The sequence below is a fragment of the Actinoalloteichus sp. AHMU CJ021 genome (assembly GCF_002895405.1).
GTDB lineage: Bacteria > Actinomycetota > Actinomycetes > Mycobacteriales > Pseudonocardiaceae > Actinoalloteichus_B > Actinoalloteichus_B caeruleus.
Genome location: NZ_CP025990.1, coordinates 5,322,147 through 5,337,684, shown reverse-complemented (window position 1 = coordinate 5,337,684; position 15,538 = coordinate 5,322,147). Strand labels below are relative to the sequence as shown.

The 15,538-nt window shown below is 73.0% G+C and carries 13 protein-coding genes; 6 read left to right on the top strand and 7 right to left on the bottom strand.

Features of this window, described 5'->3' with window-relative positions:
- Positions 1-20: 20 nt before the first annotated feature.
- From C1701_RS22700 to C1701_RS22680, 5 genes are all read right to left on the bottom strand, one after another.
- Positions 21-818 (bottom strand): polyprenol monophosphomannose synthase, encoded by a 798-nt coding sequence (locus C1701_RS22700; RefSeq protein WP_026419779.1) that lies wholly within the window; start codon positions 816-818, stop codon positions 21-23.
- Between the two features lie 52 nt (positions 819-870).
- Positions 871-2,592, bottom strand: coding sequence for an apolipoprotein N-acyltransferase (gene lnt / locus C1701_RS22695; RefSeq protein WP_337661887.1), 1,722 nt, complete (start codon positions 2,590-2,592; stop codon positions 871-873).
- 75 nt (positions 2,593-2,667) lie between these two features.
- Positions 2,668-3,297, bottom strand: a complete 630-nt coding sequence (locus C1701_RS22690) for a DUF1707 SHOCT-like domain-containing protein (protein WP_026419780.1) — start codon at positions 3,295-3,297, stop codon at positions 2,668-2,670.
- A gap of 191 nt (positions 3,298-3,488) precedes the next feature.
- A complete protein-coding gene (locus C1701_RS22685) occupies positions 3,489-5,135 on the bottom strand; it encodes an amidohydrolase (RefSeq protein WP_103056563.1) in 1,647 nt (548 codons plus the stop codon).
- Between the two features lie 79 nt (positions 5,136-5,214).
- Positions 5,215-5,748, bottom strand: a complete 534-nt coding sequence (locus C1701_RS22680; RefSeq protein ID WP_051314193.1) for an FxsA family protein — start codon at positions 5,746-5,748, stop codon at positions 5,215-5,217.
- A 192-nt stretch (positions 5,749-5,940) separates the two neighbouring features.
- Between C1701_RS22680 and C1701_RS22675 the strand changes: the two genes are divergently transcribed.
- From C1701_RS22675 to C1701_RS22655, 5 genes are all read left to right on the top strand, one after another.
- Entirely contained in the window at positions 5,941-7,374 is a 1,434-nt protein-coding gene (locus C1701_RS22675) for a lysine 2,3-aminomutase (RefSeq protein WP_026419782.1), read from the top strand.
- A 107-nt stretch (positions 7,375-7,481) separates the two neighbouring features.
- On the top strand, positions 7,482-10,115 hold the full coding sequence (locus tag C1701_RS22670) for an ABC transporter permease (protein ID WP_337661886.1): 2,634 nt from the start codon (positions 7,482-7,484) through the stop codon (positions 10,113-10,115).
- Complete coding sequence (locus C1701_RS22665; protein ID WP_103056561.1) at positions 10,108-10,830, top strand: ABC transporter ATP-binding protein; 723 nt, start codon at positions 10,108-10,110, stop codon at positions 10,828-10,830. The genes C1701_RS22670 and C1701_RS22665 overlap by 8 nt, the downstream gene beginning before the upstream one ends.
- A complete protein-coding gene (locus C1701_RS22660) occupies positions 10,827-11,546 on the top strand; it encodes an ABC transporter ATP-binding protein (RefSeq protein WP_026419784.1) in 720 nt (239 codons plus the stop codon). Before C1701_RS22665 ends, C1701_RS22660 begins: the two co-directional genes overlap by 4 nt.
- A 54-nt stretch (positions 11,547-11,600) precedes the next feature.
- Positions 11,601-12,674, top strand: a complete 1,074-nt coding sequence (locus C1701_RS22655; RefSeq protein ID WP_026419785.1) for a GDSL-type esterase/lipase family protein — start codon at positions 11,601-11,603, stop codon at positions 12,672-12,674.
- 134 nt (positions 12,675-12,808) lie between these two features.
- Here the strand turns inward: C1701_RS22655 and C1701_RS22650 are convergent, their stop codons facing one another.
- Both C1701_RS22650 and C1701_RS22645 read right to left on the bottom strand, forming a co-directional pair.
- Positions 12,809-13,261, bottom strand: coding sequence for an Lrp/AsnC family transcriptional regulator (locus C1701_RS22650; protein WP_016697474.1), 453 nt, complete (start codon positions 13,259-13,261; stop codon positions 12,809-12,811).
- On the bottom strand, positions 13,258-14,412 hold the full coding sequence (locus C1701_RS22645; protein WP_026419786.1) for a M24 family metallopeptidase: 1,155 nt from the start codon (positions 14,410-14,412) through the stop codon (positions 13,258-13,260). The genes C1701_RS22650 and C1701_RS22645 overlap by 4 nt, the downstream gene beginning before the upstream one ends.
- 164 nt (positions 14,413-14,576) lie before the next feature.
- On the opposite strand from C1701_RS22645, the gene C1701_RS22640 reads away from it, so the two are divergent.
- Entirely contained in the window at positions 14,577-15,524 is a 948-nt protein-coding gene (locus tag C1701_RS22640; protein ID WP_103056560.1) for a 5'-3' exonuclease, read from the top strand.
- The last annotated feature ends 14 nt before the right edge of the window (positions 15,525-15,538 follow it).

The following is a 15,538-nucleotide window of genomic DNA, read 5'->3' as shown; positions in this document are numbered from 1 at the left end:
CCTCCGCTCGGCCGGGGCCGTCAGGCGCGCTTGCCGGTGGCCAGGGCGCGCAGCTGCGTCCCTCGCCTCCGCAGCCCCCACTTGGTGACCCTGATGAGGGCCTCGCGCACGATCGAACCACTCATCTTGGACGTGCCGACCTCCCGGTCGGTGAAGGTGATGGGCACCTCCACCACCTGGAAACCGGCCTCGATCGCCCGCCACGCCAGGTCGATCTGGAAGCAGTAGCCCTGGGAGGCGACGTTGTGCAGCTTGATCTTCTGGAGCACCTCGCGGCGGAAGGCGCGGTAGCCGCCGGTCATGTCCGACACCTTCGCGCCGAGCGCCAGCTTCGCGTAGATGTTGGCCCCCCGCGAGAGCCACTCGCGGTGCCACGGCCAGTTCACCAGGCTGCCGCCCGCCACGTACCGGGAGCCGATGACCAGGTCGGCACCGATCTGGTCGTTGCCCAGCGCGTCCAGCAGCCGGGGCAGCTCCTCGGGGGCGTGGGAACCGTCGGCGTCCATCTCGACCACGACGTCGTAGGCGCGCTCCAACGCCCAGCTGAAGCCCGCGACGTAGGCCGCGCCCAGCCCCGCCTTGGCGGTGCGGTGCAGGACGTGGATCCGCTCGTCGGCGGCCGCCAGCTCGTCGGCGAGCTCCCCCGTGCCGTCCGGGCTGCCGTCGTCCACCACGAGAACGTGCGCCGCCGGCACCGCCGCGTGCAGTCTCGTCACGATCGGGCCCAGGTTCTCCCGCTCGTTGTAGGTGGGGATCACCACCAGTACCGCGCCGACGCTGCTCGGGCGGTCCTCGGGGGTGTCGGCTTCTCCGGCCATCCGTTCCTCCTCGCCGGTCCCAGTGCGGCCGGCAACGTCGTGTGCTTCGCGGTCAGCCGTCCGACTGCCCGGCGTCGGACCGCGCGGTCGCGGCGGACGACGGCGCGGCGGCGGACTCCGGGGCGGGACGCACGCCTCGCGCGCGACGTCCCAGGACGGCGACCCATCCCAGTGCGGCCAGGGCGGTCGCCACCAGCGCCCACTCCGGAATCGCACCGAGACGGGTCGCTAGCGTAGTGGTCGACCGTAGCGGCACCTCCTCGACCAGCGCCGTCGAGGTGAACATCTCACTTCGCTGGACCACGCGGCCATCCGGCATGATGATCGCGCTCACACCACTGGTGGCCGGCAGCAGCACCGCCCGGTCGTGCTCCACCGCCCGTACCCGCGACATCGCCAGTTGCTGGTCGGTCATCTCGGTGAACCCGAAGGTGGCGTTGTTGCTGGGAACGGCCAGGATCTGCGCTCCGCTCCCGACGGTGCTCGTGACCCGGTCGTCGAAGGCGATCTCCCAGCAGGTCGCGACGCCGACGGAGGCCGGCCCCATCGCGAAGGACACGGCCTCGTCCCCCGGTTGGAACTCCCGCTGGACCCGGTCGACGTCCTCGCTGAACAGGCGCACGAACCAGCGCATCGGCATCCGCTCGCCGAACGGCTGGATCTCCCGCTTCCGGTACGAGTCGACCGGCCCCTGCCCGGGGAGCCAGAGCAGGGCGGTGTTGTGCAGGTCCCCCACGCTCGGGGCCTCCTGCGTTCCGACGAGCGTCGGCGCCCCGACCGCCGAGACCGCCGCCTCGATGATCTGGTAGGCGTCGGCGTTGCGCACCGGGTCGATGTCGGAGGCGTTCTCCGGCCACACGACGAGATCGGGTTGGGCCGTTCGTCCCGCCGCCACGTCCTCGGCGAGCAACCGGGTCCGCTCGGCGTGGTTGTCCAGCACCGCCCGACGTTGGCTGACGAAGTCCAGGCCCATCCGGGGGACGTTGCCCTGGATGACGGCGGCCGTCACCGTGCCGTCGGCGGGAGCGGCACCGGCCAACGCGCCGGCCACCCCGCCGGCCAACGGGGGGAGCGCGGCCAGGGCCACGAGGGGGGCGGCGCGCCGGGCGAGGGGCGCGGCCGACCGGGAAGCCGGAACGGTGCCGTCGCCCCGCCGGGTCCGGCGAGCGGCGAGGTGGGTGGCGCCGAGCCTCAGCAGGCCCCCGAGCCCGAAACCGCAGAGGACGACAGCGAACCCGAGGAAGGCGGTTCCCCCGAGTGAGACCAGGGGGAGGAACACCCCCTCCGGCTGCCCGAAGGCCACCTTCCCCCACGGGAACCCGCCGAAGGGGATGCGGGAGCGCAACGCCTCACCGGCGACCCACAACGCGGCGGCCCACAGGGGCGCGGCGGGTAGCCGGGACACCAGGGCGATCCCGGCGCCGGCGAGCCCCACGAACAGCGCCTGCAGGAGTGCGAGCACCACCCACGCGAGGACACCGACGTCGACGTACTCGCCGATCCAGGTGAGCAGGGGCAGGAAAAAGCCGAGCCCGAAGACCAGGCCGTACCCGGCGCCCGCACGGGCGGTACGCCCGGACACGACGGCGAAGAGGACCGCGAAGGCGATCGGCGCGAGCCACCACAGGTCCCGGGGCGGGAACCCCGCGTACCAGACGGCCCCGGCGCCCGCCACGGCCAGCAACCGCGCCACCAACCCCGGCACGGGTGACCGGCGGTCCTGGCGAGGGGAACGCCCGGGAACGTCCGGCGCGTCGAGGGCTTCAGACACCACCCGGACAGCCTACGGACGGGAGGCCGCCGGCCGTCGGGGCGGTCGGTCGGGTGCGGGAGGACCCGCGCCGGCCGGTCACTTCTTTTTCTTCTTCTCCTTGGGGTTCTTGATCTCGTTGCCGCCCATGAAGGAGTAGGAGCGGATGCGCACGGTCGGAGAATGCGGGTGCACGGCGGACTCGTCGATCTTGATGTCGGTGCCACCCATCAGGTTGAACCCGCCCTCGTGCTCGACCCGGACCCCCTTCGGCACGACCACGGTGTGGCCGCCCATGATCGAGACGAGCACGAGCTCCACCACGGGCGCGTCCAGCTGGGCGTCGCGCATGTCGATCTCGTCCCCACCCATCAGGGCGAAGAAGCCCTGACGGCGGCGGACACGCCACCGCCCCTTGATGGAGTCGCCACCCATGATCGCCATCCGCCACTTGCGCTTGCCCTCGGGCTGGTCGACCTCGGTACCGGGAGCGGCGACCGGCACCGGGGACGGACCGCCCTCGCCCATCACGGAGCGGGCGACCGGCAGGTCCGCGATGAGGACGTCGAGCTCACCGCGAGTGGTGGCCGCGTAGGCCTGTCCCACCCGTTCGGTGTACTCGTCCAGGGTGATGCGTCCTTCACCGACGGCGTCGTTGAGCAGGCTGGCGATGTCGTTGCGTTCCTTGTCCGAGACGCGGATCTCGGGCGTCCGATCGGGGCCGTCCATGGTTGGTGAGCTTACGGCGTGCTCACCGTCCACCGTGCGCCCTCATCCGAGACACCGCACTCCTCGCTCGGTCGGGTGGTCCATCACCCGGTTGACGGAGGCCGGAGGACGGGGTTCGACGGGCACCACGCCCGACCTCGGGGCGGCGGGACCGGTGTCCGGCCGGTGCCGCGAGGCGGCCTGTCGAACCGCTACCCGACCGCGTCCAGCGTCGCGTCCCCGGCCGATTCGTGGTCGTAGATCACCTGTCCCCGCAGGACCGTGCGCAGGCACCGGGGCAGTTCGGCCTCCGCGTCGAGCCGAGGCAGCCTCGGGACCCGCGACCGGGGGTCGGTCGACCAGCGGGCGACCCGGGAGTCGGTGGCGGGACCGACGAGCTCACCCGCCTCCCAGACGGCGTAGGTGGCCGGCGCCCCGGGTACCAGCGTGCCGAGGAGGTCGTCGGCCTGCCCGGCCGCCCGCCAGCCCCCCCGCGTGTGCGCGGTGAACGCCGCCCGGGGGGAGATGCCGGAGCCAGGGGTGCGGTGGTGGACCGCGGCCCGCACCGCCGACCAGGGGTCCACCGGGGTGACCGGCGTGTCGGAGCCGAACGCGAGGGTCACCCCGGCCGCCGCGAGCATCGCGAAGGGGTTGAGGCCGGCGGCGCGCTCCGCGCCCAGCCGCGCCGCGTACATGCCCTCCGAGCCGCCCCAGGCGGCGTCGAAGTTCGGCTGCATGGAGGCCACCACGCCCCACCGGGCCAGTTGGGCAGCCTGGTGGGCGTCCACCATCTCGAGGTGTTCGAGCCGGTGCCGTCCGGCCACGAGCGCGGGCAACCCGAGGACGTCCTCCGCCAACTCGAACCCCCGGACGACCGCGCTGGTCGCGGCGTCCCCGATGACGTGGAATCCGGCCTGGAGCCCGTGCCTGCTGCACGCGACGAGATGCCTGGCAATCTGGTCGGCGTCGAGGTAGCTCAGCCCGTTGTGCTCCGCGTCCGCGTACCAGGAGTGGAGGTGCGCGGTCCTGGAGCCGAGGGCGCCGTCGACGAAGAGGTCCCCGGCGAGGCCGGCCGCGCCGAGTTCCCGTGCGGCGCCCAGCCCGTCCAGCTCGCCCCAGTAGCCGACCAGGTCGGGCAGGTCGGGTTCCAGCGACAGGCCCAGGAGTTCGGTGAGGTCGGCTGGGGAGGAGATGTCGGGGCCCGCGCACTCGTGGACCGCGGCGATCCCCCGGGACGCGGCGTGCCGGAGGAACGCCAGCTGGGCGCGGTGCCGCTGCGCGGGGGTGAGGCTGTCCTGCGCCACCCGGCGGACCAGGTGGTGCGCCTCGGTCGTCAGCGGGCCGGTGGGGTGGTAGCCGGCGCTGGTGCGTGCCGAGGGGGCCGCGTCGAGCATCGCGGTCGAGACCAGCGCCGAGTGCACGTCGATCCGGGAGAGGTACACCGGCGCGCCGGCGCAGGCGGCGTCGATCTCCGCTCGGCTCGGCACGCGGCGCTCCGGCCAGGACGTCTCGTCCCAGCCGTGCCCCCAGATCACCTCACCGGGGTGGTCGGCCCGGTAGCGGGCGAGCGCGTCGAGCACCTCGGGGAGAGAACGGCAGCCGGTGAGGTCGAGCCCTTGGAGCAGCAGCCCGGTGGCGGTGGCGTGCACGTGCGCGTCGACGAAGGCCGGGGCCACGAAGGCGCCCGCCAGGTCGATGATCTCGGCGTCGTCCCCGTACAGGGCCATCGCCGCCGCGTCGTGGCCCACCCAGACGACGGTGTCGTCGACGATCGCCATCGCGGTCGCGTCCGGGCTGGCGGGTGAGTGGATGCGTCCGCCGCGCAGCAGGGTGGTGGGGCGGTGGTACGTGGGGGTCACGGGTGCAGTCTGCCGGGTGGCGGTGGGCCGCTTGTCCCGGCTCCCGTCCCGAAGTGGCCGACATCGCCCCCGAGGGGTGTCAGGTGGCGCCACCGGGCAGTTCCCGGGGGTCCTGCGGCGGGTCCTCGCCGGGCCGTCGTGGGGACTCGGGTCCACCAGCCCCACCCGCGGGGCGTGCCCGCCCGTGCGAGTCGTCGACGTCGACGACCTCGCCCTCGACCACTCCTTCCGAGGCGCCGTGGTGGCCGGTGCGGCTGGCGAACCGCACAGCGTTCTGGGCGAAACGGACACGGCGCGAGAGCAGTCGGCGACGGAAGACGGCCCGCACCGGCGGCAGGAGCAGCACCAGGCCGAGGAACGAGGTCAGCAGGCCCGGGACGAGCAGCATGATCGCGGCGAGGATGGCTGTCGCGCTCGCACCGCCCTCCGGTGGCGCCTTGCGGCGGACGGCCTCCTGGACGGCGGTGACCGCCTTGGTGCTCTCGTGGCGCAGGAGCAGCCCGCCACCAATGCTGCCCGCCACGACGAGCAGCAGCGTGGGCAGCACGCCGATGGCGTTGCCCACCAGGATCAGGGTGGCGATTTCGAGGATGGCCAGGAGCAGGAAAGGCACGGGCTGGGCACTCCCCACACGAGTCGGTTACACGGCTGTCTCGACAACGGACAGGAGGGCCGTAATGCTCCCGACACCTCGCGGACCTCGGTCTCACACCAGCCTAACGCACCCACAGAACGCGAAATATTTCCCGAGTTGACCGGGTGTGTAAGGATGTTTTTACGGTCGAACCGATTCTGGAGGCCAAGTATGACTGTCCAGGAAGCCATCGCCCGCCAGCGCGACGATCTTGGGAAAGGCCGGGGCGACACCGACGGCCACCTCGGAGAGGGTGGCCGGGCCGAACAGCCCTACGAGTACGTGCGGCGGGAATTGGTTGAGCCCGACTGGCGACGCTTCCCCGGCTGGCGGGACGTCACGGCCGAGCAGTGGCGGGACGCCCAGTGGCAACGGGTCAACTGCGTGCGCAACATCCGCCAGCTGCGCCGGGTGGTGGGCGACCTGCTGACCGAGCGCTTCTACGAGGACCTCGACGCGGACCACCGCGAGATGGCGACCATGTCCATGCTCCTCCCACCGCAGATGCTCAACACGATGGCGCGGGAGGAGACCACCGATCCCGAGGCCTTCACCGACGCCTTCCTGGCCGACCCGGTGCGCCGCTACATGCTTCCCGTGCGCTCGGACCGCCACCCCGTGTGGCCGAGCCACCCGCACTCCTCCAGGGACTCCCTGCACGAGGCGGAGATGTGGGTGGTCGAGGGGCTCACCCACCGGTACCCCACCAAGGTCCTCGCCGAGATGCTGTCCACCTGCCCGCAGTACTGCGGGCACTGCACGCGGATGGACCTGGTCGGCAACTCCACTCCCCAGGTCGACAAACTCAGGCTGGGGCTCAAGCCCGTCGACCGGCAGGACCGGATGATCCAGTACCTGCGGGAGACCCCGGGTGTCCGCGACGTGGTGGTCTCCGGCGGAGACGTCGCCAACATGCCGTGGCACCAGCTGGAGAGCTTCCTCATGCGGCTGCTGGAGATCGAGACCGTCCGGGACGTGCGGCTCGCGAGCAAGGCGCTGGCGGGGCTTCCCCAGCACTGGCTCCAGCCGAAGGTCGTGGAAGGGCTGGAGCGGGTCGCAAGGACGGCGGCGCGGCGGGGTGTCAACCTGGCCATCCACACCCACGTCAACCACGTGAACTCCGTGACCCCGCTCGTCGCGGAGGCAGCCAGGACGGCACTCGCCGTGGGGGTGCGGGACGTCCGTAACCAGGGCGTGCTGATGCGGGGCGTGAACGACAGCGCGGAGGCGCTGCTCGACCTGTGCTTCGCCCTCCAGGGCGAAGCCGGCGTGCTCCCCTACTACTTCTACATGTGCGACATGATCCCCAACGCCGAGCACTGGCGGCTGGCGGTGTGGGAGGCGCAGCGCCTCCAGCACGCCATCATGGGTTACCTGCCCGGCTACGCCACCCCGAGGCTGATCTGCGATGTGCCCTACGTCGGGAAGCGGTGGGTGCACCAGCTCGCCGAGTACGACCACGAGCACGGGGTGTCCTACTGGACGAAGAACTACCGGACCGGCATCGAGGCGGAGGATCCGGACGCCCTCACCAGGCGTTACCCGTACTACGACCCGATCTACACGCTCGACGAGCGGGGACAGCGGTGGTGGGCCGACCAGTGACCCCGGCCCGGCCCCGTCGCCGGCACGACCTTCCCCCGCGTTACGAAGGGATGACCTTTTCGCGGTAATCCCTACTCGCACGGAGTAACGTATGTCACTCTGCGCGCGTGAAGCTGCCGTGGAGACGGGCGCCCCTGGTGGCGTGGGGACAACCGTCGAGCCTCCTGGTCGCCCTGTTCGCGGGCCTGGTCCTGGCGTTCGTGGCGACCGCCGCCGTGCTGCACGTGTCCAGCGTGCGCACGGCGGCCGTCGACTACAACGTGAGCCGGTTCTGCCCCCACCTGCGAGGCCCCGCCGTCGAGCTGGTCCCGATGCGCTTCGACGGGAGCGTCGAGGCCGCCTCACTGGCCCAGCGGTCGGCGGCCGACCACGGGTTCGACGACGGTGTGGTCGCCGGCCTGTACAGCGGCGTCCTCATGCTGGACTTCGGCGAGTCCTCCGGTCGGGCGAAGCTCGCCTACCGCGACGGGCTCGCCGAGCAGGTGACGGTGGTGCGCGGCGGCGGCACGGACGGGATCTGGATCCCCGAATCGCTGGCCGAGCTCACCGGCGCGGACCTCGGCGACCGGCCCCGGCAGGCCGGGCTCGGCGAGCTGCCACCGGTCACCGCCGTCTACGAGGACCTGGAGCGGACCGGGGAGGGCTACTGGTGCAGCGAGGAGAAGCTCGTCGTCCCCGGCCCGATGGACAGCGAGTGGCAGAGCGCTCCTCCCGTCCTCGTGCCGGACCGGGACGTGCTCTCCTCCCTCCAGCCGCCGCCGGCCGTCGTCGACGAACTGGCGGTCCAGTGGGAGGACGTCTCCCACGCGACCTTCACCACGACGCTGCGGTTCCCGGTCGACGCCCCCTCGACCCCCGAGGAGGCGGCCGCGCTCCACGACCGGTCACGGGCGGTGGTCGACGACCTCTCCGCCGAGCTGGCCCGTGAGGACTTCGTCAGCAGGGGCGTCTACCTCGAGCGTTCGCTCCAGTTGGCCGACGAGTCCAGCCGCACCGTCACCCTGGCGGTGCTTCCCCTGACCGTGGTCAGCCTCCTGGTGGGTCTGGCGGGCATGGCCGCCGTGGCGGTCCAGTGGCTCCAGCGCCGCACGAGGGAGGCCAGGCTGCTCTGGACGCACGGGGCCTCCCCCCTCGCCCTCGGCACCAGGGCGCTGCTGGAACTCGGACTCCCCGTCCTGGTCGGTTCGGCCGCCGGCCTGGCCCTGGCCACCCTCGCGCGCGGCCTGTACGCACCGTCGCTCGTGCTGCGGGACGGAGTCCTCGTCGACGCGGCGCTCGCCGTCGGGGGGCTGGTCGTCGCATCGCTCGCGGTGCTGGTCGCCACGGTCGCGGTCCGCGCGCACCAGCTCTTCCAGACCGCCCCTCGGGCCCGTTCGCGGGCGGTGAGCCGGCTGCGGCTGGTCCCGTGGGAGCTCGCCACCGGGGCCCTCGCCGTGTGGTCCGGTCTCCGGCTCGCCGAGGGGGCGCTGACGGTCGAGTCCGGTGAGGTGCTGCCCCGCGTCGACCCGGTGGCGCTGGCGTTCCCGCTGCTGGTGGTGGTCACGCTCGCCGGTCTGACCGCTCGGGGCCTCGGGTGGTCGTTGGTCCGCTCCCACCGGCTCAGCGCCTGGCGGCGCCCGGCGTTCCAGTTCGGGATACGCCGGCTGGCGGCCTCCGGCGGGACGGCCGTGGGGGTCACCGCCCTCGCGTTGCTCGCCGTGGGGGTGCTCGCCGTGGGCGGGGGCATCGTCGGTGCCCAGCGGGACGCATTCGACGCCAAGTCCGGTGTGCTCGTCGGCGGTGAGAGCGCGGTGGACGTGGGCAACACCACCGTCAACGCCGACCAGGCGGTACCCGCCTCCATCGCCGAGCGGAGCACCCTGGTCGGTCGCAGCACGACCTCGATCGCCGACCCATCGCGCGAGGTCACGGTCCTCGTCGTCGAGCCGGACACCTTCCACCGGGGAGGCTGGCTGGGTGACCGGCGCATCGCCTCCGCCGTGGACGAGGCCCTGTCGGCGTTGCGCGCAGGGGAAGCGGACCGAGGACCCGGCGACGCCGCCGTGCCCGCCGTCCGCGTGGCCGGCGCGCCCGGGGGTGACCAGCTGCGGGCGGGCAGCGGCCTGGTGCTGAGCACCGTGGGCGAGGTCACCGGGTTCCCCGGGGTCACCTCCCCCACCTACGTGGTCGCCCGGGACACCGTCCCGAGCGGGTTCCGGGTGAACACCTGGACCGTGCTGTCGGCGCTGCCCGCCGCCGAGGTCGTCGACCGCATCCAGGCCGGGGGCGGGTGGACCATCCAGTCCGTGGAGCGGACCTCGTCCCTGGACGGCCTGCCGTTCCTCACCATGGAGTGGACGTTCGGGTTCATCACCGTGCTCGGCACCGTGCTCGCCGTGCTGGCCATCACCTCCCTGCTGCTGGCGATCGAGGTGCGCCGCCGTCAGAACGCGCTGTCCGGCGCGCTGTCCCTCCGGATGGGGGTCCGGCCGAGGACGCTCGTCGCCAGCTACCTGGTGGAACTGGGCACGATCGGCGGTCTCGCGGCCCTGGTCGGCGCCGCCGTCGGGTGGGGCGCGGCCCAACTCGCCGCGAGCCAGCTCGACCCGGCGCCCCGCCTGGTGCCGGTTCCGGCGGCGCCCGTCCCCGTGCTGTTCCTGTCCGTCCTCCTGGTCGCCACCCTCGCGGTGGTGGGTGCGGCCACCTGGCTGGCCGTGCGCGCGGTGCGCACCGCCCGAGTGGGAGAGCTGATCCGTGAGTGAGCAGATGACGACGCCGGCGCCCTCAGGGGAGGGACCCGCGCTCCGCCTGCGGGGCGTGGACGTCTCCTACTCCACGCAGCTGACCCGGGTTCCCGTCCTCAGCGGCGTCGACCTGGCCGTCTCCCGAGGCGAGTTCGTGATCCTCGCCGGCCCCTCGGGTTCGGGGAAATCCACCCTGTTGCGGGTGCTGGCCCTGGTGTCCCGCCCGGCGGCGGGTTCGGTCCACGTCCTCGGGCGCGACGTCACCCGGGCCGGCAACGCCGAGCTCCGCCGTCTCCGTTCCAGGCAGGTCACCCTCGTCTACCAGAACCCCGGCGACAACCTCTTCGACTACCTCAGCGTGGCGGAGAACCTGCGGGCGCGGGCGCAGCTCGCCGGCCGGGAGGACCCCGGGCCCGCCCTGCTGGAACGGATGGGACTCGGCGGGACCGGCTCCTGGCCCACGCAGGCGCTCTCCGGTGGCCAACAGCAGCGGCTCGCGCTCGCCTGCGCGGTGGGAGCGGGCGCGGACGTCGTCCTCGCCGACGAACCCACCTCCCAGCTCGACCACCGCTCCGCGGAGCTGGTAGTGGAGACGCTGACCCAACTGCACGGGCTCGGGGTCACCCTGGTGGTGGCCTCCCACGACCCGAGGCTGCTCGAACTGGGGCCCCGGGTCGTGCGCATCCGCGACGGCCACCTCCACTCGGGGGCCGCGAAGGAGGGAACGACATGACGGTGGCGGAGGCACGGCTCCGGGTACGGGGCCTGGGACGGGGCTTCAACCAGGGCGGCGGCCGGATCGAGGTCCTCGACGGTCTCGACCTCGACGTCGCCGCGGGGGAGGTCGTGACGGTGTCCGGTCCCTCCGGCTCGGGCAAGAGCACCCTCTTCACCCTGCTGGCCGCCTTCGACAGACCGGACTCCGGTTCCGTCGAGGTGTTGGGGGACGAGGTCACCCCGCTGACACCGTGGACCAGCCTCGCGGTGCTCCCGCAGACGATGGGGCTGTCGGAGGAGTTGACGCTGGCGGAGAACGTCGCGCTGCCGCTTCGGATGCTCACCACGCGCACTCCCGAGGAGGTGGCGGACCGGGTGGACTCGCTGCTGGGAGGCCTGGGCGTGGCCGCCCTGGCCGACAGGTACCCGCTCCAGGTGTCGTTCGGCCAGCGGCAGCGGGTCGCCCTGGCACGGGCGCTCGCGGTGCGTCCGGCGGTGCTGTTGGCCGACGAGCCCACCGCCCACCTGGATCACGCGAGCCTGTCCACTGTGCTCGTCGCGCTGCGAGCGGCGGCGGACGAGGGCACCGCCGTGCTCGTGGCGACCCACGACGACGAGGTGCACGCGGTGGCGGACCGCTGCCTGGTGCTCTCCGAGGGACGTCTCGTCCCCGGTCTCGTCGGGGCGGACGGGCTCGTCCCGGCCCCGGCCGGGAGGGTGGAGACCGGATGAGTGGGCTCCTTATTTCCTCCCGAACCGGACGGAAGGGCACATAAACTGTCCAGGATGCGCCCGCCCGCCCCGTTCCGCCCGGTGTCCCTGTTCCTCGTCCTGCTGATGATCGCCCTCCCCCTGCTGCTGGTCGTGTCCGACCGGCCGCTCCCGGTGCTGCCGGAACCGCCCTGGGACGCGCCGGGAGTCGTCGTCGCCCTCGGCGACTCCACGATGTCCGGTGAGGGCGCGGGCGACTACGCACCCGGCACCGACGGCGAGGACGACAACTGGTGTCACCGGTCCAGCCACGCCACCGTGCACCAGCTGCGGGTGCCCGGCGTGGACCGCACGGTGAACCTCGCGTGCTCCGGCGCCCGCGCCGAACACGTGGGGCTGGGCGACGCCGTGCACAACACGGAGGGTTCCCAGGCGGAACAGCTCCGGGAACTGGCCGGCGAGTACCGGGTCGCCGCGATCGTCGTGGCGGTCGGCGCCAACGACGACCCGCGCTTCTCGGACGTGCTCGGGCACTGCGTGCGCGCCTGGTTCGAGCAGGACGGCGGTCACTGCGGCGAGACCCTGTCCCCGAGTTGGGAGGACAGGGTCGCCGAGATGGCGCCGAAGGTGCGCTCCGCGCTCGCCGACATCAGGGAGGTCATGCGGGAGCACGGCTATCCGGACGCCAGCTACGAACTCGTGCTCCAGTCCTACGCCTCCCCGATCGGCACCAGGGTCATCCCGGGTCTGCGGGGCCTCGCCGGCTGCCCCTTCCGGGAGAGCGACACCAGCTGGATGCAGCGGGACGCGGTGCGCGCCCTGTCCGACGGCCTGGCCGAGGTGGCCCGGCAGGCGCGGGTCCGGTTCCTCGACCTCTCCCAGGCCGGCCTCGACCGCGAGGCCTGTTCCCGGGACGACGGCGAGGAGTGGTTCACCCGGCTCACGATCGACTGGGACGGCCTCGGGGACGACCACCGGGCTCCGCACGCCATCCAGGAGTCATTCCACCCCAACGCCGAGGGGCACGCCGAGTTCGGGCGCTGCCTGACCGACTTCCTGGCCGACGGCGCCCGGTCCGCGGCCTGCGTCGCAGGACCCGACGGTCGGCTCACGGTGGTGCCCGACGACCGGGTGATCGACGACCGCTGAGCGGCCGGCCCCGCTCCCCGGGCCGACCTCGAGGCGCGGCGGCCATCCTTCCCACCCCGAGGATCTCGCCCCCGGAGACCCCGGCCCCATCCGTGTCGGGATGGGGCCGGGACGGTGGCCGCCCACGGGAGGGATCAGACCGCGGGCGGTCGGTTCTCGAAGGGCGTCGACAGCACCACGGTGGTGCGGGTCGCGACCTTCGCCGCCTCGCGGATCTGGCGCAGCAGGTCCTCGAGCCCGACCGGTGAGGCGACCCTGACCCGCAGGATGTACGACTCCTCCCCCGCCACCGAGTAGCACGACTCGATCTGCGGCAGGTGTTGGAGGCGCTGCGGGTAGTCGTCGGGAGCGGCCGGGTCGATGGGGGTGAGCGAGATGAAGGCGGTCAGCGGCAGGCCGACCTGCTCGCCGTCCAACCGCGCCGAGTACCCCCGCAGCACCCCCCGTTGTTCCAGCCGGCGCACCCGCTGGTGCACGGCGGACACGCTCAGCCCCACCCGGTCCGCGAGATCGGTGAAGCTGCACCGGCCGTTCGACGCGAGCTCGCGGAGGATGGACCTGTCGATGGGTTCCAGTTGGGCGCTCACGTCGAGAGCACCGTCAACGCCCGGGGTCCGGTGTTCAGCCGGCGCACCCCGGTCTCGGTCACCACGACGATGTCCTCGATCCTGGCGCCCCACCTGCCGGGGAAGTAGATCCCCGGCTCCACGCTGAAGGTCGTGCCCGGTTCGAGCACGTCGCCGTTGCCCCCGACGATGTAGGGCTCCTCGTGGACGTCCAGGCCGATGCCGTGGCCGGTGCGGTGCACGAAGAACTCGCCGTAGCCGGCGGCGCTGATCACCTCACGGGCCGCCGCGTCGACCGACTCCGCGGTGACCCCCGGCCGCACGGCGTCGACGGCGGCACGCTGGGCGCGCTCCAGCACCGCGTACACCTCGCGCACGTCGGCGTCGGCTGGCTCGCCGACCGCGTAGGTGCGGGTGCAGTCCGAGTTGTACCCGGCCGGGGTCGGGCCCCCGATGTCGACGACCACCACGTCGCCGGGCTGGATCACCCGGTCGGAGAGCTCGTGGTGCGGGCTGGCGCCGTTGGGACCGGAACCCACGATCACGAACTCCGCCTCGGCGTGCCCCTCGGCGACGATGGCGGCGGCGATGTCCGCGCCCACCTCCGCCTCGCTCCGCCCGGGGCGAAGCCACTCGGCCATCCTGGCGTGCACCCGGTCGATGGCCGCGCCGGCCTCGGCGAGGGCCTCGATCTCCTCGGGGGACTTGCGCATCCTGATCTGGCGGATGACCGCTCCGGCGAGGACCTGCTCGACGCCCGGCGCGGCGGCCCGCAGCCCGAGCACGTGTTGCGCCGTCATCGAGTCACCGACGGCGAGCCGGGCCGGGGCGCCCGCCCTGGTCACGAGCTCCAGGACCAGGTCGTACGGGCTCTCGCCGTCGAACCACGTCACCAGGTCCAGGCCGAGGGCCGTGGTGTCGAGTGCGGCGAACCCCGGCTCCTCCAGCTTGGGGGTCACCAGGGCGGGGCGTCGTCCTGGGGCCGAGGGGACGACGAGCGCCGTCAGCCGCTCGAACGATCCGCTGTCGATTCCGAGGAGGTACCGGAGGTCGGAGCCTGGCGCGACGAGCAGCGCGTCCACGTCGGCGTGCCGCGCGGCCTCGGCCACGCGCGAGAGGCGGTCCCTGAACAGCCGCGGTTCGGTCAGGGGAGACGATGAGGGCGAGACCATGGCCGACAGCGTAGCGACGCGCCGGGGGCGGCGGGGAGGACGACCGACCGGTCCGGTCACGCTCGGCGGTCCGTCACACCGGGCGGCTAGGGTGGCCCTGTCACGAAGGCGACGGGCCACCACCCTGGTTCCGCCCGGTCCCGTTCGGCGGTGAGGAGTTCGCGGTGTCCGGTAGTCGGCTCGTCGACGGTCCACTCGTGTTGTTGGACTCCGCCAGCCTGTGGTTCCGGTCGTTCCACGCCCTGCCGGAGTCCCTGACCGCGCCAGACGGCACCCCGGTCAACGCCGTCCGTGGGTTCACCGACACCGTCGCCCGCATCCTCACCGACCGGCGGCCCCGGCGCTTCGTGGCGTGCCTCGACGCCGACTGGCGGCCGGCGTTCCGCGTGGAGGCCCTCCCCTCGTACAAGACGCACCGCGTCGCGGAGGGCTCCTCGGACGCGGAGGAGGTGCCGGACACGCTGGCGCCGCAGGTCGAGATCATCCTCGACGTCCTGGCCGCCGCCGGACTGGCGACGAGCCAGTCGGCCGGGCACGAGGCCGACGATGTCATCGGCACCTGGGCCGCCGGCGAACGCGCCGACCCGGTGGAGATCGTCACGGGAGACCGCGACCTCTTCCAACTCGTCCGTACCGAACCCACGCCGACGGGCGTGCTCTACCTCGGACGCGGCTGGGCGAAGGCCGAACTCTTCGGCCCCTCGGAGATCGCCGAGCGCTACCAGCTCCCGGTCGAGATCGCGGGACCGGCCTACGAGGCCATGTCGGTGCTGCGCGGCGACCCCTCCGACGGCCTGCCCGGTGTTCCCGGGATCGGCGAGAAGACCGCCGCCCGGCTCATCTCCACGTTCGGCACCGTCGAGGAGCTGCAGGCGGCGGCCGGCGCCGGGGACTCCCGCGTCCCACCCCGGGCCAGGGCCGCGTTGGTCGACGCCGGGGACTACCTCGCCCGCGCCACCCGCGTGGTGCGGGTCGTGCGGGACGCTCCGCTGCTGACCGACCGCGACTCCGCCGTCCCGGACAGCCCTTCCGACCCCGAGCGGCTGGTGGAACTCGGGCGGCGGTGGGGGCTGCGCCGGTCGGTGGATCGGCTGGCGGCCGCGCTCCGGTAGCCCCGGGACCGCCC